Below are 21,478 nucleotides of genomic sequence, written 5' to 3' on the forward strand. Positions count from 1 at the left end.
CGCTTAAAACGAGGCCAGTTTGCTATTTAACAGATCGGTCACCAACATATGTCCCGGCGCATGTGTAATACAGAATTCCGGCTTGATTGCCGCAACGACCGACTGGGGCGTTACGCCGCAAGCCCAGAATACCGGCACTTCGCCGGCGCGAATCTCGACCGGATCGCCATAGTCGGGGCGGCCAATATCGGCGATGCCAATCAGCGCCGGGTCGCCGAAATGAACCGGGGCGCCGTGCACGGAGGGAAAACGCGACGTTACCTGAATGGCGCGAATAGCCTCGGCCGCCTTCATCGGGCGCATCGACACGACCAGAGGCCCCGAAAACACCCCTGCCGCCTGAGTAGCCACGGCAGTGCGATACATAGGCACATTGCAACCCTGCTCGATGTGGCGCACCGGCAAGCCGTTGTCCAGCATGGCCTCTTCAAACGAGAATGAGCAACCGATCAGAAAGGACACGAGATCGTCGCGCCAGACCGATTTCACGTCGGTGGGCTCGTCGGCCAGAACGCCTTCGCGCCAGACCCGATAACGAGGGATGTCCGAACGTATGTCGATATCATGGCCCAGCGCGGCCAGGGACGGATCGCCCGGATCGGACATCGCCAGCAGGGGACAAGGCTTGGGATTGCGTTGACAAAACAGCAGGAAGTCGGCCGCCAGCGCACGGGGCAAAATGGCCAGGTTGGCCTGCACGTGCCCAGGAGCGAGGTTTGCGGTAGAGGTCGTCAGTTTCCCCGAGCGCGCATCCAGGCGCACCCGGTACGACGGCGATGACTGGCTACCCTTTTCGGCTTGCACCGACAGCATGTTTGTCTCCGGTTATTTTCGTGTGGAATCCCACGCCCAACCCTTTGCGGAGGATCGGTTATGGGGAATGAAATTAGGCTATAAGGCGGCCAATGTCAAGACAAACTACGGGTCGGTTTTTGTAGCGGCACCCCTTGTGGGTGCCATAATCGGCGTCAATCAAGACAGTATCCTGCATAGATGGCACCCACAAGGGGTGCCACTACAAAAATGGCCGCCACAAGGGCTGTCGCTACATGCCTGTCGCTACGGGCCTACTTTAAATTGCCCGATAAAAACTGGGCCAGGCGGCTGCTTTTCGGGGAACTCAGCACCTGGGCCGGATCCCCCTCTTCTTCGACAACGCCCTGATGAATGAACATGACGTGGTTGGACACATTGCGTGCGAAGCCCATTTCATGGGTCACGACTATCATGGTTCGGCCTTCTTCAGCCAAGGCTTGCATCACCTTCAGGACTTCGCCCACCAACTCCGGGTCAAGGGCGGACGTTGGCTCGTCAAACAGCATGACCTCGGGCTCGAGCGCCAGGGCTCGAGCGATGGCCACGCGCTGCTGCTGGCCGCCCGACAAATGCACCGGATACTTGTTGGCCACGTCCAGCGACAGGCCGACCTTGCGCAAATACGCTTCAGCCTTCGCAATTGCAGCCTTTTTGTCCAGACCCTGCACACTAATGGGAGCAGCCGTAATGTTTTCCATGGCCGTCATGTGCGACCACAAATTGAAGTGCTGGAAAACCATGGACACCTTGGTACGCAAACGCTGCAGCTGCACCTTGTCGGCCACGGCAAGCTGATTGTGCTTGTCGCGCACCGTTTTAAGTTCTTCATTAAGAATGAAAACCCTGCCCGAATTGGGAGACTCCAGGAAATTTATACAACGCAAAAAGGTGCTTTTCCCCGACCCGCTCGAACCGACGATACTGATGACATCGCCCCGATTCGCGGCAAGCGATACCCCTTTGAGCACCTCCTGGTCGCCGTAGCTTTTGTAAATACTTTCAACCCGCAATTGTTCCATAAACCTGTCGACTCTAATGGGTTGGAAGTGGTTTTAAAAAGACCAGACATCGCCGTTCCAGCACGCGAAACGCAGCCACCAGCACGATCGCCACAACGGCGTAGAAAATCGCCGCAATGCCAAAGGCCGAGAATGACGCGTAAGTGGCGCTGTTCACATCGCGCGCCACTTTCAGCAGCTCTGGAACCGTAGCGGTAAAGGCGATCGAGGTGCAGTGCAAAAGGATGATCACCTCGTTGCTGTAATACGGCAATGCGCGCTTTAGCGCAGAGGGCAGGATAAGCTTGGTGTAGATTTTGACCCTGGAAAACCCGAACGCCCGCGCCGCCTCGATTTCGCCGGCCGGAATGGAACGGATGGAACCGGCCAGGACTTCGGTCAGATAAGCACAGCAGTTGAAGCTGAATGCCACAATGACGCAGTTCAGCCCGCTGCGGAAAAATTCGGATAGCGCGACGGTATGGCGAACAAACTCCAGACTGAAAAAGCCTGTGTAGACAATCAGAAGCTGCACATAGAGCGGCGTACCGCGGATAACAAAGGTATACAGTTGCACCGGCCGGCTCAGGCGCTTGTTCGACGACGCCCGCAGTATCGCAAGCGGTATCGAAGCCAGGAAAGCGATCACCAAAGTCAGAACCAGTATCCAAAGCGTCATGGCCAAGCCGGAGATATCCCAGCCATTCCCGACTCCCAGATACTGAGGCCAGTACTCCTTCAATATCTCGATCAAAGCTGCACCTCTTTGACACCGACACCGAAGCGCTTGCCAATACGCGACAGCGCGAGCAAGGTTGCACAGGTAAAGGCAAGATAAATCAGGGCTGCCAGGATGTTGAAGAAAAACAGATGCTGGGTTGATCTTCCCGCTTGCTGGCTGATGCTGATGACATCGACCAGGCCGATGATCGACACCAGCGCGGTCGACTTGATGATGACCTGAATATTATTGCTGAACCCCGGCAAGGCAAAGCGCACCATTTGAGGCAGGGTTATTTTCCTGAAAACCAGGCCATCGCCCATCCCGGTGGACAGTGCCGCCTCGATCTGCCCGCGCGGCACAGACTCCAGCGCCCCGCGAAACGTTTCCGTCATGTAGGCGCCATATATGACCGCCAATGTGACGACCCCGGCGGTGAACGCGTTGATTTCAACCAAGCCGATGCCCAGCATGACACACACCCAATTCAGGAAAATCTGCAGGTTATAGAAAACCAGCAGCATGATCACCAGATCGGGGATACTGCGAATCACGGTCGTGTAGGCGGTCGCCATATAGCGCAGCCCGATGTTGCCGGATGTCTTGCACAAGGCACCCGCAATGCCCATCACTGTCGAAAAGAAAACGGATAGCAGGGTAAGCGCCAGGGTCATGAGCGTACCTTGCAGAATCAACGGCCCGTACCCGTACAACATGTGCTTTACCTTGCTATCCGCTTGAGGCGATTGGACAAATGCCCTATTACTGCTTGGGATCCACCAAGCCATATTTGGCGTACTTGTCGAGAATCTTTTTATAGGTGCCGTCGGCTTTCATGCCGGCAATCGCACCATTGACTGTGTCCCTCAAGGCCGCATCGTCAAGCCTGAAGCCGGCACTCGCGCCGTACCCAAAGACCTGAGGATCCTCAACCGGCGTTCCGGTCAGGTGAAACCCCTTGCCACTGGGGCTCTCGAAAAAGAACTGGGCCGCCGCCGCATTCTGCAAGGTACCGTCGATCCGGCCCAACGCGAGATCCTGTTTTGCCAAGTCGTCATTCTGGTATGAAACCAGATTGACTCCCTTGCCCTTCCAGTGCTTGTTCGCATAGGCGGCCTGGGTGGTCCCTTGCACGATGCCGATTGTTTTGCCCTTGAGCGATTCAACGGTCGTATCCAGAGTCTTGCTCTCGGGCACCATCATGCGCGACACGCTGGCATAGAGCGGCGTACTGAACAGAACCTGTTGCTTCCGCTTTTCGGTGATCGTCAGCCCCGACAAAATGGCGTCAATCTTTTTGGCATTAAGGGCGGGAATAACGCCATCGAAATTCATTTTGACCCATTCGCATTTGGCATGCAGGTGTTCGCAGATTGCGTTGCCGGCCTCAATATCGAAGCCCACCAGGTTCCCTTTCGCATCGACAGACTCGAATGGAGCAAAGGTGGGGTCCACGCCAAATCGAATCTTGTCTACTGCCTGGGCCTGCGCAGCGAACGCACAGGCGGCAAATAATGCGGCAAATAGTGTCTTGTTCATGTTGTTTCCGAAAAAGTGCAGGTGAATAAAAGGCATAGTAATTTAAAGTTATGTATATACAAGTGGGATAATCCCTAGTACTATTGAAGCGAAGGCTCAAAAGCTTCGCAGCCGTCTTTTATAACTCCTTTTTTATAACTCCAGCCAGGAATAGTTCAATGAGTCCATATCCGATGGATGCCAAACCCACGTATAGCAGGCTAAGAGCCGGGTTTCTGGAAAACGCAAAGAAACACAAGGCGCAGGTTCGGCACTTCAAGCATCCCCTGAAAGGAATGGACGGCGAAGAGTTATACACGGATATCGCGGTATGGGCCAAGCCGGAGACTAAAAAATGGCTGGTCGTCATCTCGGGCACGCATGGCGTCGAAGGCTATTACGGCTCCATGTGCCAAACCCAATACATGGACAGCCTGGCCGCACTGGCGCAGGACGGCCGGGTCGGCGTTCTGATGGTTCACCTCATCAACCCTTGGGGCACATCCTGGAAGCGCCGGGTCAATGAAGACAACATCGATTTGAACCGGAATTATCTGGACTTCGCCCAGCCGCTGCCGCAAAACCGTTATTACGAAGCCCTGCACCCCCTGTTTGTAAAAGAAGCCGCGACAGGGGCTGCCCGCCAGAAGTCCAACGAACAATGGGCGGAAAAGAGTAAGGAAATCGGCCACACGGCACTGATGAACCAATTGGGTGCAGGCCAATACCTGCATCAGGACGGCCTGTATTTCGGTGGCTTCAAACCGTCATGGTCCAACGCGACCCTGCGCGCCATCATGGGCGAGTTCCTGGCCGACTGCACCGACGCCATTTGCCTGGACCTGCATACAGGGGCGGGCGCATACGGCCACCCCATGCTCATGGCCATCGCCGAACGCGAATATCCGGGCATACGCGATGCGCAACGGATCTACGGCGCATGGCTGTACACGGTTTTAACGGGCGCGAGCCAAACCACCGACACCGGGATTTCCGCCGCGGCCACCGGCTATACCTCGCAGGCGATGGTGGATCTGATGACCGGAAAACGCTTCTGCCAGCTGGTGATAGAGTGCGGCACCTACGACGGCGAAAAGGTCGGCCACGATGCGCTTTTGAACGACCATTTCCTGCATCTTTGCGGCAATCTGCAAGGCAAGGAATTCGAGCAAACCAAGGACAAGCTGCTGGAATTTTTCTTCCCCAGTGATCAGGACTGGCGGGAATTGGTATGGGTCAGGACGCGGCAGATATTCGACCGGGCCTTGGCGGATTTATTTGAGAGATAGGGTTGATCGTCGGATGTTTGGCACCCACAAGGGGTGCCTCTACAAAACGTACCCGTTAATCATGTAGCGCCACCCCTTGTGGGTGGCAAAATTTTTGCAATGAGGTGGTCTATATTTTGGGGACAATGGCAGCCACAAGGGCTGCCGCTACGTATATGTAGCGTTAGGATATTCGGCTGCGGCTAATGCCACCCACAAGGGGTGGCGCTACATGATTAACGGGTACGTTTTCGATCCGTTCCCACCGTCTCAATGAATAATATCGGACAGGAACTTGCGGGCCCGGTCGTGGCGCGGGGCGGAGAAGAAATCGGCCGGCCTGGAGTCTTCCAGAATCTGGCCCTCGTCCATGAACCAGATACGGTCGGCGACTTCCCTGGCAAAATTCATCTCATGCGTGACGCACACCATGGTCATGCCATCGGCCGCCAGGGCCTTCATCACCGCCAGAACCTCACCCACCATCTCGGGGTCGAGCGCGCTGGTGGGCTCATCGAACAGGATGACGGTGGGCTTTTGCGCCAAGGCCCTCGCGATGGCCACACGCTGCTGCTGCCCGCCCGATAGATTGGCGGGCATTTCGTTGATTTTTGCGCTCAAACCCACTTTGGCAAGCAACTCTTCGGCCAACTCATAGGCCTGAGCCCTAGAGCAGCCGCCCACCTTGATGGGCGAGAGCGCGATATTGTCTTTGACGGACAAGTGCGGGAACAGATTGAACTGCTGAAACACAAAACCGATCTTTGCCCGCAGATGATTGATGTTCAGCGTGCGGTCGGTAATGTCCAGGCCTTCGACCCGAATAGTGCCTTTTTGAATTTCTTCCAGCTTGTTGATAGTGCGTATCATGGTCGATTTGCCCGAGCCGGACGGCCCGCACACCACCAACACCTCGCCAGTCTTTATCTCGCCGCAAATATTATTGAGCGCGTGATATTTTTTATACCACTTGTTGACATTTTCGAATTGAATCAATGGAGTCTCCCGGAATGGAAATCAGGCGATGCCCAGCCGTTTGTTGTTCAGATACGCCTCGAGCACCTTCGCCGATTTTGAAAGCAAGGCACACAGGAGGAAATAAAACAGGGCCAGTATCAGGTAGGTGCGCAGGGTGCCCGTCAGCTCGATGCTATTGATCTGCTGCGCCGAAAAAGTGGCTTCCTGCACGCCGATGATATAGGCGATAGAGGTCGCTTTGATGGTCGACACAAACTGATTGAGCAGCGACGGAATCATATTGGCCAGCGCCTGCGGCAGCTGGATATTGAACAAGGTCTTGAAATACCCCAGGCCCAATGCCCGCGACGCTTCGATCTGCCCCGGCGGCAAGGCCTGGAGACCCGCGCGAATGATCTCGGCCAGGAAAGCCGATTCATACACAATGATGGCGCACAGGGCGGTGGAGAACGCGGGCACCTCCGTGCCGATCAGCACCGGCAGCAGGAAGTACGCCCAGAAAATAATCATGATGAGCGGAATGGACCGGAACGTATATACCCACACCATGGAGCATATCTTTACCAGCCTGATGTCGCTGGTGCGGGCTACGCCGACACACAGGGCAATCGGAAATGCGCCCAGCAGCCCCAGGCTAGCCAGCAGCAGAGTCCCTGCAAAACCTCCCACCGGGCCATGGGGCCAGGAGCCCACCAGGAACATCAAGCCATAAGTACTTAGAAAATGAGTCATGGCTAGCCTTTGAAATTGGCGGGGTACTTCCGGGACATCTGGGCTCCCAGCACCGCAATCAACAGCGAAATGACCAGATAGATCAAGGTCGAGATCAGGAAGATCTGAAATGTCTGGAAAGTCGTGTTTTCAATTTTCTTGACCTGATACGTGAGCTCCGTAACCCCGATCACCATGGCCAGGCTGGTGTCCTTGAACAGAATGAGCGAGCGATTGATGATGGGGGGAATACTGATCCGCACCGCCTGGGGCAAAACCACATAGGCCAGCGCCTGCATGGCCCCCAGGCCGATGGAGCGCGCCGCTTCTACTTGAGTAGCCGCAATCGCCTTGATGCCCGAGCGTATATCTTCATAATAGTAGGCGCTGACATTCAAGGACAGGGCAATCAGCGCAAAGGAAAATTCGGTATTGCCCTGGTTGATCCACAATCGGATCGGCTCGGGCAGCACTTCGGGCATGCCGAAGTACCACACCATGATTTGCACGACCGTGGGCACGTTCCGATGATATTCGACATATAAGGCAATCAGACCGCGCGACACTCGAAAGGGAATCAGATACAGGCACGACAACAACAAAGCGATCGCAAATCCGCCGACTAGGGCTCCCGCAAACAGGCGCAGAGTAAGCAGCACGCCGGATATCAGCATGTGCACCGCTTCCGGGTTTTCAAGCAGGGAAAAAGAAAAATTCATGTGTCTGACGGGGTTGCCGGGCAACCCCAATCCCATTGCCTATTGTGTGCCGTCTACCGGCTCCACCTTGAAGGTGCGCGTCAGTTTGTAGATGGAATGTTTGCCCATCCACTTATCGTAGATCTGCGTCAATTCGCCCGACTCGTCGATTTTCTTAATCGCGGCGTTGATCGCATTCTTCAGATCCGGCTCGCCTTTGTTGACCACCACACCGATATGTTCGGTGTAGGTCGGCTCCGAAAGCAATACAGTCGGAGTAGCCGTCTTTTCCGAATCGGTTTCAAAACGGATCAGCACCAGCTCGCCGGCCGTCATGCCCGCCACCTTGTCGCTTTGCAGGCCCAGATAACACTGCGAGATATTCTGGAAGGTCAGCACATCGGACTTGGTCAGCACTTTGGACGCAATCGCCGCCGAGCTGGAGCCCGATGACGCACATACCTTTTTCCCCGCCAGATCGGCCAGCGTTTTAATGCCGGAATTCTTCTTGACCAGTACCCGGATATTGCCCTCCAGATATTGAAGGCTGTAATCGACCTCCTTCGCGCGGGTGGGCAGATACGCCATCGCACCCGCCACCATATCTACCCGCCCCATTTTCAGCTCGGGGATACGCGCCTCGGTCGACACGCCTTTGTGCACCAGTTTCAGGCCCATCTGCTTGGCGATGGCGTTGCAGATATCCACGTCATAGCCCACGTACTCCCGAGTCTTGGGGTCTTGAAACCCATAAGGAGAGCTGGCGTTTTGGGTGCCGCAGGTGATGCTGCCGCGTGCCTTGATGTCGGCCAGCTTATTGGCCAGTACGGGACTCGAGGCGAATACCGCCGCGGTGGTCAGGCCCAGGATTGCGGCCGATTTGTTGAGATTGTACATATTGTCTCCGGTATCAATCACTTAATGGTGAGGGTGAAGTAAAAATGTGTTTCGTTCCTGCTCATCGATTTGGGAGACCAGATTGGTTTCCCACTCCAGGTATTTCCGGGCGGCCGCCTTATTGCCGTCGTGACGGTCATGCACAAAAAACAAGTAATCGATGCAGTCTTCGTCGGGCGGGATCGTGTCGGTTTGCTCCATGGGCAAACCGGTCTGCGCCATGGCTTGGGCGCTGCTCGCGCAGATAGTGATCTGCTTGTAGCCCTGCAATTCGAGATCGCAGGCCAGCAGTTGCAATTTGTCGAGGGACGATCCCAGCATCAGTATCCTTGCCCCTGGGTTTTTCTGAACCTGCGCCAACAGCGTCGAGCGTATGGCCCAGACGGCACCCTGCAAATGGCCTTTGCGATACTCCATGCTTGAACGCAAATCGAGAATGGTCGCCGCTGCGCGGCCGCGAACAAAAGAGCCCAGCCCCGATGGCTCCAGCACAACCGTGTGCTGCAAAGCCGGCCTGAACTGGGCCGGTACCGGTAAATCCGCCAGATCGGCCGGGTCCGTCAACAAATAGACATCCCAGCCCAATTGCTTGAGCCAACTGGCCACCACCGGCGCACGAATCCCGTCGAAATCGCAAATGACCACCCGGGACTTGCGAACGCCAATATACTGGTCTGTCGCCTGTATCAGCTGGCCGCCCGGCGTGTGCTGTACAAACGTCGGCGTATCGCGCGCATATTCTTCCTGGGTGCGTACATCGCACAGGAAAGTATTGCGGCCGCCGTCACGCAACCAGGCCGTCGCGGTCTGCGCATTGATGGACGGCAGTCCGAATTTTTCCGTCAGCTTGGCCGCGCGTGCACGTAATACAGGCTTGTCGGCTTCTTGTATCGCCTCTGGATAGAGCCGATCGGCCTTGTGTTCAAGCGGAAAATCGGCCAGAAACCAGCCTTGCGTGCCGTTTTCCAGCGCATAGACCTTATTGGGCACATTGAGATTGATCAGGGTTTGCGCGCCGATGATGCTGCGGGTGCGGCCGGCGCAATTGATGACTATGGTCGTCTCGGGATCGGGGGCGAGCGCGTGAACCCGCAAGGCCAGCTCGCCGTTGGGACAACAAGTCGAACCGGGAATACTCATTTTTCTATATTCCTCGATAGGCCGCCCATCCAGGACAATCACGTCCGCTTGCTTGTCCTGCAGCATTTCATGCAGCTTGGCCGCCGACACGCTGGGCGTGCCATAGGCGTGTTCGGCAATCTCGCCAAACGTTTTGCTGGGCAGGTTGACCCCCGCAAAGATCGCATAGCCGCTATTTTTCCAGGCTGAAATCCCCCCCCGCAGGGCGAAGACATGGGTATAGCCCAACCGAGCCAGCGCACCGGCTGCGGCCAATACCGTGTCGTCGCCGCGCTCATCGGCATAGATCACCACGCGGGTAGCCGTATTGGGCACCAGGCGATAGATATTCAGTTCCAGGGTGCTGTAGGGCAACGGCACGGCAAAGAAAAGATGACCCTCGCCGTATTGCCCGTGCTCGCGAATATCGAGCAAGGCCAGTTCATTCTTGTCGTGTATCCATTCTTTTAATTGTGCAGCGTCGATAAATTGCAAAGATGATTCAGTCATGGTGTCGCGTAAAGTAGGTGTTAGCGGGTTTCAAGTGACGAGAGCAACCTGTTCAAGTCGGCCTTTAACTCTTCGGGTTCTTCCAGGCCTATATGCAGCCGCAATAAATAGCCGGTTTCATTCGCGGCCGGGCTCAGACGCGTTTTCTTGACATCTATGGGCAACACCAGGCTTTCAAAACCACCCCACGAGGAACCAATACCAAAGAGCTCAAGCCGGTCAATGGCATCCTCAATGCGGGCGGTCGATATGCCAGGCGCGAACTCCACCGACAACAAGCCATTGCTGCCGGTGCAATCCCGCCGCCACAAGGCGTGACCGGGATCTCCGGGCAAGGCAGGATGGAAAACGGTGCGCACCGCCGCTTGTTGGGCAAGCCACCCGGCCAGGCTCAATGCGCTTTGCGCATGGCGCTGCAAGCGCAGATCAAGCGTGCGCAAACCCCGTAAAACCAAAAATGCGTCTTCGGCGGATACGACCTGCCCAAAATTGACGCTGGCCGCTTCAATCGACGCGAAAACGGCCTCGCGCGTCGTCACGACCCCCATCATTACGTCGGAATGGCCGCCCAGATATTTGGTGGCCGCCACAATCGACACATCGGCGCCCAGTTTCAGCGGCTGATAGCTCAAGCATGAGCCCCAGGTATTGTCGGCGCACAGGATGATGTCGCGCTGTTTGCATACGGCGGCCATGGCCGGCAGGTCTTGCATGTCGTAGAGCAGCGACCCCGGAGACTCGACATACAGCATCCGGGTATTGGGCCTCATGCACGCCGCCCAGTCATCGGCCGCCGTGCTGAAGTAGCTGAATTCAATGCCGTAATGGGCCAACTGGCTGACGCAGAACTGTTTCACCGGCCCGTAGGCGGCATCGGCAATCAGAACGTGATCGCCCGCCTTCAGATAAGCCATCAACGTGACGGCGATGGCCGCCAGTCCGGTCGGAAACAGCTTGGATCGGTACCCGCCTTCCAGGGCCGATACGGCATCCTCCAGAGCGTAAGTCGTTTCATTGCCACGCGCCCCGTAGGACAGCATGCGTTCGTGCTCGCGCTTTACGCGTGTCTCGCGCCAATGCCCCAGACTCTCGAACAAGTAGGTGCTGCCTTTAACGATAGGGGTGTTGGCCCATCCTGTTGCGGGCCTGCCGACCCGGGTCAGTGCGGTAGAGCCGGAGCGCTTGGACATTCAGGCAGGGCTCCGTACTGTCTTGACCCCTATCGACATCAATTTATAGGTGTCGTTTTCCGTATCGAAGGCCACGCGCTCCTTCAACATTTCAAGCGCAACGCCATACATGTGAAGATGACGAATGCCGGACTCGTCTTCGATCCTGACCGCATGGATATCGTCGGCCATCAAGGCAATGCCGCCGCCTGGCGACACGGGCTGCTCTTTTACCAAAGACAGCCTGGCCACACCGGGTTTTGATTTATCGTCGACGCGGTCGTACACATAATTCGTTTCGGTGCCGCGGACTGCGGCAATACAGGCCCAGGTCGTGTGGTTGTGCGGAACAATCGCCTTGCCCGGCTTCATCACATTCAGGTACAGGGCATACGTGTTGTCAGGCTCTTCGTGAACCAAATAGCGCGACTGCAGTTCGCCGTCGACAGGCTCCGGATAATCGTCGTTCGACCACCACTCCTTGTGCGCCGCCACATCAATCAGCGCCTTCAAAATCACGTCCAGTTTCTCGCGCGTCATCGGGCTGGCGCCGGCGCGTTTGGCGGTATCGATAAGGTGGGAAACAGCAGTCGTTCTTTCAATGGCGTGATTCATGTCAATCTCCTGTATTGATGAAAATATAGGGGGTAAAGACCCGCTTAACAAATTAATAATTGTTAGAAACACATAAGTATTGCTAATGATTTATCTATGAGATACAGTGTGGATTTAGCTTGTTTATAAGGGATTTCCCCTATGCGAAACCTGGATATGGATCTGCTGCGAACCCTGGTAACTATAGAAAAAGCTAATACATTTTCCGGCGCAGCCAATGAACTGTTCAAAACCCAGTCGGCCATCACGCAGCAGATGCAGCGGCTGGAGTCGCTGCTTGGATTCCCCTTGTTCGAAAAAAAAGGCCGCCGCCGGGTGTTGACGGTGCAAGGCAGCAAACTTGCCGCCTACGGCCGCCGCCTGCTGGCCATCAACGATGAAGCCATACGCACTATTGGTCAACAACCGATGGAAGGCGATATCCGATTGGGCGCGCCCCTGGATGTCGCCGATACGATTCTGCCACCGGTGCTCACTCACATTGCCCGTTATGCGCCGAAAGTGCGACTGGAAATCCGCGTAGACAGAAGCCCCTACCTGATGGAGGCACTGGAGTCGGGCGACATCGATCTGACGATTTCAACCCGGCACAAAAAGGAACTGAATGGAATCGTTTTACGCACCTCGCCTACGGCGTGGATATGCGCCGCCGATTATGTCCACAACAAACGGGTTCCGTTGCCGCTGATCCTGGCTGACGAGCCCAGCATATTCCGCAAAATTGCTTTAACCGCGCTGGAGCAGACCAAGCTGGAATGGCGCATCAATTATCTGGCGCCAACATTGGTGGGCATCAAGGCCGCCATCCGGGCAGGCCTGGGCATAACCGCCCGCAGCGTCGAGTTGTTAGGTACGGACATGCGCGTATTGGGCGAAGCAGAGGGCCTGCCTCCACTGCCCTCGGTGACCTACTACTTATGGACCCGCCAGGATACGGTCAGCCCCCTGACCTTGTATATATACGAAATGCTGAAAAGCAAATTCGAATATAAAGAAGGGGAATTGTCTTAACGAGTGAAGGGGGCGATAAGCCGGGCAAACAGGGCGTGGCAAACGCGCGTGCTGGAATCGGTGACACCACAACGGTATTCGCAAGGTTGAAGATGGCACCCACAAGGGGTGCCGCTACATACATGCCCGCGAATCATGTAGCGCCACCCCTTGTGGGTGGCAAAATTTCTGCAATAAGATGATCTACCTTTTGGAAAACGGCAGCCACAAGGGCTGCTGCTACCTTAAAAATTATCCAGCACTGCCCCAGTACTGGCGTTTGAACAATTGAACGCAAACTTCGCCTGCACACCGCGGGTATAGCGCGGAGCGGGCGCCCGCCAGGCAGCGCGACGGCGCGCAAGCTCTTCATCAGGTACATTCAACTGCAGCAAATGATGACGCGAGTCGATGGTGATGGAGTCGCCTTCCTGCACCAGGGCAATGCAACCGCCCACCGCCGCTTCGGGCGATACGTGACCCACGACCATGCCCCAGGTGCCCCCCGAGAACCGGCCATCGGTAATCAAGCCCACCGAGTCGCCCAGCCCCGCCCCCACCAGGGCGCCAGTAGGCGCCAGCATTTCCGGCATGCCCGGACCGCCTTTGGGACCCAGATAGCGCAACACCATCACATCGCCGGCCTTGACCTTGCCATCCAGGATGGCTTTAAGGCCGGACTGTTCATCTTCAAAGACCTTGGCAGGTCCGGTCATGACGGGGTTCTTCAGGCCGGTGATCTTGGCCACCGCCCCCTCCGGAGCAAGATTGCCTTTGAGTATGGCCAGATGACCCTGCGGATAAAGCGCGTGGTCTATGGTGCGTATCACGTCCTGGCCAGCCGGCGGGGCATCGGGAATATCTTTCAACGTTTCCGCAATGGTCTTGCCCGTGATGGTGATGCAATCGCCATTGAGCAGGCCGGCATTGAGCAGCAGCTTCATGACCTGGGGCACGCCGCCGGCCTTGTGGAAATCGACCACCAGATAATGGCCGCTGGGCTTCAGGTCGCAGATGACAGGCACGCGCTGACGCACACGCTCGAAATCGTCAATCGTCCACTCCACATCGGCGGCGTGCGCGATGGCCAGAATGTGCAGCACCGCATTGGTAGAGCCGCCGGTGGCCATCACGACACTGACTGCGTTTTCGATGGAAGCACGGGTCACCACATCGCGCGGCTTGATGTCCTGCTTGATCGCCTGGACCAGGACACGCGCCGACTCGGCCGCGGAATCCAGCTTTTCTTTATGCACATTGGCCATGGTGGACGAATACGGCAGGCTCATACCCAGGGCTTCGAAAGCCGAGCTCATGGTGTTGGCCGTATACATGCCGCCACACGAACCACTGCATGGAATGGCATGCAATTCGATTTGCTTCAGGTCATGGTCCGACATGCGGCCGGCCGAGTTTTCACCCACGGCTTCAAACACGCTGACGATATTCAAATCCTGATTGTTGTAGTGACCCGCCAGGATCGTTCCGCCATAGACATAAATGGACGGTACGTTGGCGCGCAGCATGCCCATCATGCCGCCGGGCATATTCTTGTCGCAGCCGCCAATAACCAGCACGCCGTCCATCCACTGGCCCTGTACACAGGTTTCCACGCAATCGGCGATGACCTCGCGCGAGATGAGCGAATACTTCATGCCCTCGGTGCCCATGGCCATGCCGTCGGAAATCGTCGGCGTGCCGAACATCTGCGGATTGCCGCCAGCCTCTTTAATGGCCACCGCCGCTGCGTCGGCCAACGGCTGCAAGCCGCTGTTGCAAGGCGTAATAGTGCTTTGACCGTTCGCAATGCCCACCATGGGTTTATCGAAGTCTTCTTCCTTGTAACCCAAGGCGTAATACATGGAACGGTTCGGCGCCCGCGCCTTGCCCTGCGTGATGTTTGCCGAACGCAGGCGTTTACTTGTACTCATTACTTTCCTCTCTAGATGAATTCAGGCTCGTGCACGGTATTTCAGGCGGCTATACGCCGCATTGCAGTTTACCGCCGATTTGACAGCCACAAGGGCCGCCACTACATGATTCACGGGCACGTATTTGTAGCGGCACCCCTTGTGGGTGCCATATACGCAATAACCTGCACTCCGTTTATCGAAATTGGCACCCACAAGGGGTGCCGCTACAAAAACCTATTGGTATCGTATAGTGAGCGCTGTGCCTATTTTCGCCAAGGAACCCCCGTGAACGTGCCCGCCCCTCGTCCCGCCGAACTATCCTCCCATTTGCGCAACGATATCCGCTTGCTGGGGAAAACACTGGGCGAAGTCATCAGGGAATGCGAAGGCAAAGCGATATACAACACCATCGAGCGGCTGCGCCGCGCAGCCGTAGCCTTCAGGCGCGAAGGCAAGATCAAAGACAGCGAACTGCTCGAGAAACAGATCAAGGGCCTGGACGATCAGGAAGCCACCTCGGTCATCCGCGCATTCACCTATTTTTTGCATCTCTCCAATATTGCCGAAGATCGCGACCAGAACCGGCGCCAGAGGCGCTATGCCCTGACCGAAACAAAGCCGCAGCGCGGCAGCCTGCAGCACGCCATCGAGTTCCTGAAAGACAAAGGCGTGGGCAGCCGGAAGATCCGGCGCTATCTGGAGGACGCCTGCATTGTGGCGGTGCTGACCGCGCACCCCACGGAAGTGCAGCGTAAAAGCACACTGGACGTGCATCGTGAAATCGCCACTCAACTAAGCCATCGCGATACCACGCTGACATCGGCCGAGGAAGAATGGCTGCAGCAGCGGCTTACCGGCCTGGTCGAAACGCTCTGGCAAACCCGCTTATTGCGCCGGCAAAAACTGACCGTGCACGATGAAATCGATAATGCCCTGGGCTTTTATCAAAGCACGTTTTTCAAGGCCATCCCACGGCTGTACCAGGATCTCGCCCAATGGCTGCAACGCCCCGGGCACTCGATCTTCCAGGTCGGTGCAACGCCCCTGCCCCCTTTTCTGCGCATGGGCAGCTGGATAGGCGGGGACCGCGACGGCAACCCCAACGTCAATGCGGCTACGCTGGAACAAGCGTTGTTGCGCCAGGCAGGCGCCGTGCTGCAGCACTACCTGCAAGAAGTCAAAGATCTTGGCACCGAGCTTTCGATTTCCCAAACACTTGGCACCGTCAGCCCGGAGATGCTTGCTCTTGCCGCCGCCAGCCAGGATTCTTCACCGCACCGTGCCGACGAGCCTTATCGCCGCGCCTGCATTCACCTGTACGCGCGGCTTGCCGCCACGGCCCAAGCACTGACAGACCGCCCGCTGGCCTTGCACCCCACCTACCCGGCGCCCGCCTACCGCGTCGCAGCCGAGTTCCAGGCCGACCTGCAAACCATCGCCGACTCGCTCGCCGGCCACCATAGCGGCCTGGTCGGCCTGCTGCACCTCAATAGCCTGATCCAGGCTGTCAGCGTGTTCGGCTTTCATTTGGCCACCATCGACCTGCGTCAAAGTTCCGACGTGCACGAGCGCGTGCTGACCGAGCTGTTCAAAGCGGCCGGTGCGTGCGTAAACGGCCAGGCGGTGGATTACGCAACGCTTTCGGAAGAAGATCGCATCGCGCTGCTGCGCCGCGAAATCCTGGAAACCCGGCCGCTCGTCTCGCCATGGATCAACTATTCCGCCGAAACCGAAAAAGAACTTGCGATACTTCGCGCAGCGGCCGCAGGGCGCCAACGCTATGGCCAGCAAGCCATACAACAAGCCATTGTGTCCCACACCGAAACCCTGAGCGATCTGCTTGAGATACTGGTGCTGCAGCAAGAGACGGGGCTCATCGTCCCCCCTTCAGGCCACGCCTCTGCGCAGGCCGACCAGGGTTTGATGGTGGTGCCGCTGTTTGAGACGATTCCCGATCTGGAACGCGGGCCCGAAATCATGGCCGCCTGGCTGGACCTGCCCGAAGTCGCAACACGCATACGCCGCACCCACGGCGGAATCCAGGAAGTCATGCTGGGCTACTCCGACAGCAACAAGGATGGCGGCTTCCTGACCTCGAACTGGACGCTCTATCACGCCGAGCGCCAATTGGTCGAAGTGTTCAAAAAACACAAGACGCGCCTGCGCCTGTTTCACGGCCGCGGCGGCTCGGTCGGACGCGGGGGCGGCTCGAGCTTTGACGCCATACTGGCGCAACCGCCGGGCACTGTCAACGGCCAGATTCGCCTGACCGAACAAGGCGAAGTCATACAAAGCAAATACAAGGATACGGAAGTCGGACGCTGGCATCTGGAGCTGCTGACGGCCGCCACCCTTGAAGCCAGCCTGACTCCGCACCAGCCGGCGTCTCAAACCGAAGACGAAAATATGGCTCGCTACGGTGCCGTGCTGAACCTGATGTCGGCCACGGCACAAAAAACCTACCGGGAACTTGTGTACCAGACTCCGGGCTTCGCCGACTATTTCTTTGCCTCGACGCCGATACTGGAAATTGCCGGCCTCAACATCGGTTCGCGGCCGGCCGCGCGCAAGCCCAGCCAGCGCATCGAAGACCTGCGCGCCATACCGTGGGGATTCTCATGGGCGCAATGCCGGCTGATGCTGACCGGCTGGTTCGGTTTGGGCACGGCCATGCAGTCTTACCTGGAACAAGGCGGGCCTGGCTGCCCTGTTCATCGCAGCGAACGCCTGGACCAATTGCGCAGCATGGCACGCGACTGGCCCTTCTTCTACACTCTGTTGTCCAATACGGAAATGGTCCTGGCCAAAACCGATCTGGCCATCGCCAAACGTTATTCAAAACTGGTGCCGGACAAATCGCTGCGCGAACACGTGTTTGGCCGCATCGAACAGGAACACGCCCTGACCCTGGCCATGTTCAAGCAAGTAACGCAACGCGAACTACTGGACGACAACCTGCCGCTGCGCGTGTCGCTGGGCGAACGGTTTGCCTACATCGATCCGCTCAATCACCTGCAAGTGGAACTATTGCGACGTCATCGCGCCCAGCGCCCGGCCACACGTCAAGCCGGCGAAGAAAGCAGCAGCCAGCGCGCCATCCACATGACCATTAACGGAATCGCAGCGGGGTTGCGCAATTCGGGGTGATTGTGGGATTCGGGGGATTGCGGAGTTTGTGCGATCACAGAATTTGAGCGAAAAATGGCAGCCACAAGGGCTGCCGCTACAAAAACGTGCCAGTAAGTTAAAAACGTGACGGTGACTCATGTAGCGGCAGCCCTTGTGGCTGCCATTTTCTATTTCATGATCCTGTAGCGCTATAAAACTATTTGGCCTTCAGGCAAGTGCTCATATATGTTTTGCGGGCATCGCCCTTCAATGCCTTGGCCGAGGCGTCGGCATTGCATGTTTTCATGCGTTCTTGCGAGGACGTCAGCTTTTTCTCGGGTTCGGCTTTCTCGCCTTTGAGGCATGAGCTCATGAACGTCTTGCGTTCATCGCCCTTTTTCCCTGCGGCGTCTTTGTTGCATGTGGTCATACGTTCTTGTTGAGCCGTTTTAGCCGTGGGAGCGGCGGATGCCGCAGGCGTGGCCGCAAAAACAGGGGCTGCGATGAAACCGCTTAAAGCAGTGGCAATCAGTAAGGCACGAGTCGATGCAAACATAAAACACCTCATTAAAAGTAAGGCATGAAAGGTATGCCCATCTTGAGGCAGCAGGTCAATCTGCGCAAGGCCGCAGCCCCCCGTCTTGACTATTCTTTTGCAACAAATCTTATATATCAATAAAGTATATATACATAACCAAAAATAATTATAATACGGCCAATCCATGTATTGCCAGTAACGCTAAAGGCCGCTTTCTTCTTGTTCAGAAACGTCAAATTTATGATCCAGCCTGCACACCGTCCATTTGTAGAGGCCGTCCTGGCTGTTCACGTTTCGGCAGTCATAAGGGCTGCCACTACATTTACGACACGTTTATGGCAGCCACAAGCGCTGCCGCTACATGATTCACGGGCATGTTTTTGTAGCGGCAGCCCTTATGGCTGCCATTTGTACGGAGAATGAGATGCTGCTGGTAACTTTTTTAGGCGCACTCATCGGCCTGGTCCTGGGCCTGACGGGGGCTGGGGGCGGCATCCTCGCCGTACCGGCACTGGTCGTGGGGTTGGGATTCAGCATGACGGCAGCCACTCCGGTGGCGCTGCTGGCCGTTGGCGCTGCCGCCATGGTTGGCGCCATGGATGGACTTGCGAAGAAAATCGTCCGCTACAGAGCCGCCTTGCTCATGGCGGTTTTGGGCTCGCTGGTTTCACACCTGGGCGTCAGGCTGGCCCACATCATTCCCGAAACGATTCTGATGACGCTCTTTGGCATGACCATGTTTCTGGTCGCCTATCGCATGATGCTAAAGGCCCGGCAGGCCCGGGGCGCCGCCCTTGCAGGCACGTCGGATGAGAAAAACTGCATGCTCAATCCCTCCACCGGCAAGCTGCTCTGGACGCGGCGCTGCGCGATCACACTGGCCGGCATCGGCGCCGCCACGGGTTTATTTGCAGGCATGCTGGGCGTAGGCGGCGGGTTCATTATCGTGCCCGCCTTCAAACGTTATACCGATATCGAGATGCACAGCATCGTGGCCACCTCGCTGATGGTTATCGCATTGATATCCATCAGTACCGTCATCGGCATATTGCTTGCAGGCGCTCACATATCCAGAACCGGCCAGATATTCGTGGCCGCCGCCATCCTGGGGATGATATTGGGCCGCCTGACGGCGGCCCACGTGCCGGCGCAACTACTGCAGATCACATTTTCAATTCTCACGGCCCTGGTCGCCGTGATTCTATTGACCAAGACCTACTTTCCAGGCGCATTGGCATAAACCCGGCTGTGCACCACCTAATTGCCGGACTCCCCACGACGCCCTTTATCGCCGCCCGAAGGCCGATCGCCGCCAGACCGGCGGGGATTGGCTTCACGCTGCTGAGGTGCTTGAGGCCGGGGCATTGCCGCCCGTTCCTGCGGCCCGGCATGCGGGACAGCCCGCTGCTGCTGCACTTGCGGGCGCTCGGCGGCAGGCTGTCGGGGCGCTTGTTCGCGTGGCACGACGCGTTGTTGAGGCGCTTGCTGACGAGGCATGGAGTCACGCTGTTGAGGCGCTTGCTGGCGAGGCATGGAGTCACGCTGTTGAGGCGCTTGCTGGCGAGGCATGGAGTCACGCTGCTGAGGTGCTTGCGGGCGAGGCATTGCCGCCCGTTCCTGCGGCCCGGCATGCGGGACAACGCGCTGTTGCTGTGATTCACGCGGCGCCGTATTCAATGACCGCGGCGCTACCTGTTGCGGCGCGACGGCATTGGGCCGGCCTGCCGCATCGTCCCGACGCATATCGCCTCGACCCGGCCCCGAGTTGGGCGCGCCACGCTGCGGGCCTGCCTGGGTTTGCCCACCGGAAACAGCGCGTTCAGCCGCCTGCCTATGCGCCGGATCGTTAAGCTGCTGACGCTGCGTATTCGCGGTATTGCGGTACTGTTCGCGCACGGCTGAACGCGCCCCGGACTGATCGCCACGCTGAAAACGCTCGGCCTGGGCCGGGCCGCGATAATCCACCCCACGCCGGTGATCCGCATTATGGATCCACCTGTTATTGGTAATGTGGGTATTGTTGAACCTGTTGTAACGAATGACATTGATATTTACGTCGCGCCGATGCCAATCTACATGGCCCCACAAGGCCGGCCCCACCACCAGGCCCACGCCAAAGGAGAAGAACACACCCGGAGCCGGAGAATACGCCGGGGGATACCAGTAAAAAGGCCTATACGCGGGATACATCCAGGGGCCATACACCACCAGCGGATTGTAGATAGGTACATAGACAATATCGGGTTGAACAGGAACGATCTGAATAATGGGGGTACTGTCATCGCTGACCAGCACCGTTTGCTGCGGACTCGTGCGCAAGTTTCCGGCCGCGCGGGCACGGGCACGCAAACGTTGCACCGCGTCCATCACATCCGGCTGCTGGCCCAGAAAGGCATCGCCCAATTGCTCGGTCCAGTCGATCTTGTCGCTCATCATGCGCAATACATCGGGAAACGCAGCCAGAGACTTGACGCTGGGGTCCCAGGGTTCGTTATACAAAGCCGCCGACAATTGCGAATCGGACATGGACCTGGGCTGCGTAGCCCGCCAACGCGCAGCCTCGACCACTTCCAGCGGATACGTTGACGCCATCAGCACCTGCGACAGCAGAGAATCCGGATACAAGGCCACGGGGGCCACCAATTGCTCGAGTTGAGGAGGGCTTAGCAGCACGGCCGCGCGGGCGGGCACTGTTGCAAACGCGAAGGCTGCCAGCAAACAGGCGCAGACCGACGCCACAGACGTCAGCTTGCGCCATACGACACTCAGCAGCGCGGGCCACGTGGTGCTTACGGTTTTCGACAAGCACATAGCATTCATTTTTATCTGGCTCCAAAACCAAGGAATGACACACACGGAATACGCAAAGGCTTTCCGGTAAGACTATGCTGCCCAGGTTTCGTTCACTGGC

19 protein-coding genes are annotated in these 21,478 nt (G+C 57.2%); 4 read left to right on the forward strand and 15 right to left on the reverse strand.

Features of this window, described 5'->3' with window-relative positions; translation table 11 throughout:
• Nucleotides 1-3: 3 nt before the first annotated feature.
• The 5 genes from EDC26_RS01830 to EDC26_RS01850 all read right to left on the reverse strand — a co-directional run bounded on the left by EDC26_RS01830 (nucleotide 4) and on the right by EDC26_RS01850 (nucleotide 4,074).
• Nucleotides 4-813 (reverse strand): putative hydro-lyase, encoded by an 810-nt coding sequence (locus EDC26_RS01830; protein WP_132579536.1) that lies wholly within the window; start codon nucleotides 811-813, stop codon nucleotides 4-6.
• A 254-nt stretch (nucleotides 814-1,067) separates the two neighbouring features.
• On the reverse strand, nucleotides 1,068-1,835 hold the full coding sequence (locus EDC26_RS01835; protein ID WP_132579537.1) for an ABC transporter ATP-binding protein: 768 nt from the start codon (nucleotides 1,833-1,835) through the stop codon (nucleotides 1,068-1,070).
• Nucleotides 1,836-1,848: 13 nt separating this feature from the next.
• Nucleotides 1,849-2,568, reverse strand: coding sequence for a histidine ABC transporter permease HisM (gene hisM, locus EDC26_RS01840; protein ID WP_132579538.1), 720 nt, complete (start codon nucleotides 2,566-2,568; stop codon nucleotides 1,849-1,851).
• Nucleotides 2,565-3,251, reverse strand: a complete 687-nt coding sequence (locus EDC26_RS01845; RefSeq protein ID WP_132579539.1) for an ABC transporter permease — start codon at nucleotides 3,249-3,251, stop codon at nucleotides 2,565-2,567. Before EDC26_RS01845 ends, hisM begins: the two co-directional genes overlap by 4 nt.
• A gap of 46 nt (nucleotides 3,252-3,297) precedes the next feature.
• Nucleotides 3,298-4,074 (reverse strand): transporter substrate-binding domain-containing protein, encoded by a 777-nt coding sequence (locus EDC26_RS01850; RefSeq protein ID WP_132579540.1) that lies wholly within the window; start codon nucleotides 4,072-4,074, stop codon nucleotides 3,298-3,300.
• A gap of 158 nt (nucleotides 4,075-4,232) precedes the next feature.
• On the opposite strand from EDC26_RS01850, the gene EDC26_RS01855 reads away from it, so the two are divergent.
• Nucleotides 4,233-5,342 carry a DUF2817 domain-containing protein gene (locus EDC26_RS01855; protein WP_132579541.1) on the forward strand — a complete coding sequence of 370 codons (1,110 nt, stop codon included), beginning with the start codon at nucleotides 4,233-4,235 and terminating at the stop codon, nucleotides 5,340-5,342.
• 249 nt (nucleotides 5,343-5,591) lie between these two features.
• Here EDC26_RS01855 and EDC26_RS01860 read toward each other — a convergent pair whose 3' ends face one another.
• The 7 genes from EDC26_RS01860 to EDC26_RS01890 are packed head-to-tail and all read right to left on the reverse strand — an operon-like array spanning nucleotide 5,592 to nucleotide 12,018.
• On the reverse strand, nucleotides 5,592-6,317 hold the full coding sequence (locus EDC26_RS01860; RefSeq protein WP_132579542.1) for an amino acid ABC transporter ATP-binding protein: 726 nt from the start codon (nucleotides 6,315-6,317) through the stop codon (nucleotides 5,592-5,594).
• Nucleotides 6,318-6,338: 21 nt separating this feature from the next.
• Nucleotides 6,339-7,031 (reverse strand): amino acid ABC transporter permease, encoded by a 693-nt coding sequence (locus EDC26_RS01865; RefSeq protein WP_132579543.1) that lies wholly within the window; start codon nucleotides 7,029-7,031, stop codon nucleotides 6,339-6,341.
• A 2-nt stretch (nucleotides 7,032-7,033) separates the two neighbouring features.
• On the reverse strand, nucleotides 7,034-7,729 hold the full coding sequence (locus tag EDC26_RS01870; protein ID WP_132579544.1) for an amino acid ABC transporter permease: 696 nt from the start codon (nucleotides 7,727-7,729) through the stop codon (nucleotides 7,034-7,036).
• A 39-nt stretch (nucleotides 7,730-7,768) separates the two neighbouring features.
• The gene (locus EDC26_RS01875; protein ID WP_132579545.1) at nucleotides 7,769-8,605 is read right to left on the reverse strand and encodes a transporter substrate-binding domain-containing protein; all 837 of its coding nucleotides are present in this window, start codon (nucleotides 8,603-8,605) and stop codon (nucleotides 7,769-7,771) included.
• Between the two features lie 21 nt (nucleotides 8,606-8,626).
• Nucleotides 8,627-10,234 (reverse strand): rhodanese-like domain-containing protein, encoded by a 1,608-nt coding sequence (locus tag EDC26_RS01880; protein WP_132579546.1) that lies wholly within the window; start codon nucleotides 10,232-10,234, stop codon nucleotides 8,627-8,629.
• Nucleotides 10,235-10,254: 20 nt separating this feature from the next.
• Complete coding sequence (gene metC / locus EDC26_RS01885; RefSeq protein ID WP_132579547.1) at nucleotides 10,255-11,424, reverse strand: cystathionine beta-lyase; 1,170 nt, start codon at nucleotides 11,422-11,424, stop codon at nucleotides 10,255-10,257.
• The gene (locus EDC26_RS01890) at nucleotides 11,425-12,018 is read right to left on the reverse strand and encodes a cysteine dioxygenase family protein (protein WP_132579548.1); all 594 of its coding nucleotides are present in this window, start codon (nucleotides 12,016-12,018) and stop codon (nucleotides 11,425-11,427) included.
• A 141-nt stretch (nucleotides 12,019-12,159) separates the two neighbouring features.
• Between EDC26_RS01890 and EDC26_RS01895 the strand changes: the two genes are divergently transcribed.
• Nucleotides 12,160-13,029 carry a LysR substrate-binding domain-containing protein gene (locus EDC26_RS01895; protein ID WP_132579549.1) on the forward strand — a complete coding sequence of 290 codons (870 nt, stop codon included), beginning with the start codon at nucleotides 12,160-12,162 and terminating at the stop codon, nucleotides 13,027-13,029.
• Between the two features lie 224 nt (nucleotides 13,030-13,253).
• Here the strand turns inward: EDC26_RS01895 and ilvD are convergent, their stop codons facing one another.
• The gene (ilvD, locus tag EDC26_RS01900) at nucleotides 13,254-14,939 is read right to left on the reverse strand and encodes a dihydroxy-acid dehydratase (RefSeq protein ID WP_132579550.1); all 1,686 of its coding nucleotides are present in this window, start codon (nucleotides 14,937-14,939) and stop codon (nucleotides 13,254-13,256) included.
• 273 nt (nucleotides 14,940-15,212) lie between these two features.
• Here ilvD and ppc point away from each other — a divergent pair, with 273 nt between their 5' ends.
• Entirely contained in the window at nucleotides 15,213-18,068 is a 2,856-nt protein-coding gene (ppc, locus tag EDC26_RS01905; RefSeq protein ID WP_165930878.1) for a phosphoenolpyruvate carboxylase, read from the forward strand.
• A 178-nt stretch (nucleotides 18,069-18,246) separates the two neighbouring features.
• Here ppc and EDC26_RS01910 read toward each other — a convergent pair whose 3' ends face one another.
• Entirely contained in the window at nucleotides 18,247-18,585 is a 339-nt protein-coding gene (locus EDC26_RS01910; protein WP_132579552.1) for a PsiF family protein, read from the reverse strand.
• A 406-nt stretch (nucleotides 18,586-18,991) separates the two neighbouring features.
• Between EDC26_RS01910 and EDC26_RS01915 the strand changes: the two genes are divergently transcribed.
• Nucleotides 18,992-19,807, forward strand: coding sequence for a sulfite exporter TauE/SafE family protein (locus EDC26_RS01915; RefSeq protein WP_132579553.1), 816 nt, complete (start codon nucleotides 18,992-18,994; stop codon nucleotides 19,805-19,807).
• Nucleotides 19,808-19,824: 17 nt separating this feature from the next.
• Here EDC26_RS01915 and EDC26_RS01920 read toward each other — a convergent pair whose 3' ends face one another.
• Nucleotides 19,825-21,387 carry a DUF3300 domain-containing protein gene (locus tag EDC26_RS01920; protein ID WP_132579554.1) on the reverse strand — a complete coding sequence of 521 codons (1,563 nt, stop codon included), beginning with the start codon at nucleotides 21,385-21,387 and terminating at the stop codon, nucleotides 19,825-19,827.
• Between the last annotated feature and the right edge of the window lie 91 nt (nucleotides 21,388-21,478).

Source organism: Paralcaligenes ureilyticus, assembly GCF_004346225.1.
GTDB lineage: Bacteria > Pseudomonadota > Gammaproteobacteria > Burkholderiales > Burkholderiaceae_B > Paralcaligenes > Paralcaligenes ureilyticus.

What these genes read in the sequence shown, in the direction of transcription:
- EDC26_RS01830 (WP_132579536.1), bottom strand. Translation starts at nt 813, where the DNA reads ATGCTGTCGGTGCAAGCCGAAAAGGGTAGCCAGTCATCGCCGTCGTAC.
- EDC26_RS01835 (WP_132579537.1), bottom strand. Translation starts at nt 1,835, where the DNA reads ATGGAACAATTGCGGGTTGAAAGTATTTACAAAAGCTACGGCGACCAG.
- EDC26_RS01845 (WP_132579539.1), bottom strand. Translation starts at nt 3,251, where the DNA reads ATGTTGTACGGGTACGGGCCGTTGATTCTGCAAGGTACGCTCATGACC.
- EDC26_RS01850 (WP_132579540.1), bottom strand. Translation starts at nt 4,074, where the DNA reads ATGAACAAGACACTATTTGCCGCATTATTTGCCGCCTGTGCGTTCGCT.
- EDC26_RS01855 (WP_132579541.1), top strand. Translation starts at nt 4,233, where the DNA reads ATGAGTCCATATCCGATGGATGCCAAACCCACGTATAGCAGGCTAAGA.
- EDC26_RS01865 (WP_132579543.1), bottom strand. Translation starts at nt 7,031, where the DNA reads ATGACTCATTTTCTAAGTACTTATGGCTTGATGTTCCTGGTGGGCTCC.
- EDC26_RS01870 (WP_132579544.1), bottom strand. Translation starts at nt 7,729, where the DNA reads ATGAATTTTTCTTTTTCCCTGCTTGAAAACCCGGAAGCGGTGCACATG.
- EDC26_RS01875 (WP_132579545.1), bottom strand. Translation starts at nt 8,605, where the DNA reads ATGTACAATCTCAACAAATCGGCCGCAATCCTGGGCCTGACCACCGCG.
- EDC26_RS01880 (WP_132579546.1), bottom strand. Translation starts at nt 10,234, where the DNA reads ATGACTGAATCATCTTTGCAATTTATCGACGCTGCACAATTAAAAGAA.
- metC (WP_132579547.1), bottom strand. Translation starts at nt 11,424, where the DNA reads ATGTCCAAGCGCTCCGGCTCTACCGCACTGACCCGGGTCGGCAGGCCC.
- EDC26_RS01890 (WP_132579548.1), bottom strand. Translation starts at nt 12,018, where the DNA reads ATGAATCACGCCATTGAAAGAACGACTGCTGTTTCCCACCTTATCGAT.
- EDC26_RS01895 (WP_132579549.1), top strand. Translation starts at nt 12,160, where the DNA reads ATGCGAAACCTGGATATGGATCTGCTGCGAACCCTGGTAACTATAGAA.
- ilvD (WP_132579550.1), bottom strand. Translation starts at nt 14,939, where the DNA reads ATGAGTACAAGTAAACGCCTGCGTTCGGCAAACATCACGCAGGGCAAG.
- EDC26_RS01910 (WP_132579552.1), bottom strand. Translation starts at nt 18,585, where the DNA reads ATGTTTGCATCGACTCGTGCCTTACTGATTGCCACTGCTTTAAGCGGT.
- EDC26_RS01915 (WP_132579553.1), top strand. Translation starts at nt 18,992, where the DNA reads ATGCTGCTGGTAACTTTTTTAGGCGCACTCATCGGCCTGGTCCTGGGC.
- EDC26_RS01920 (WP_132579554.1), bottom strand. Translation starts at nt 21,387, where the DNA reads ATGAATGCTATGTGCTTGTCGAAAACCGTAAGCACCACGTGGCCCGCG.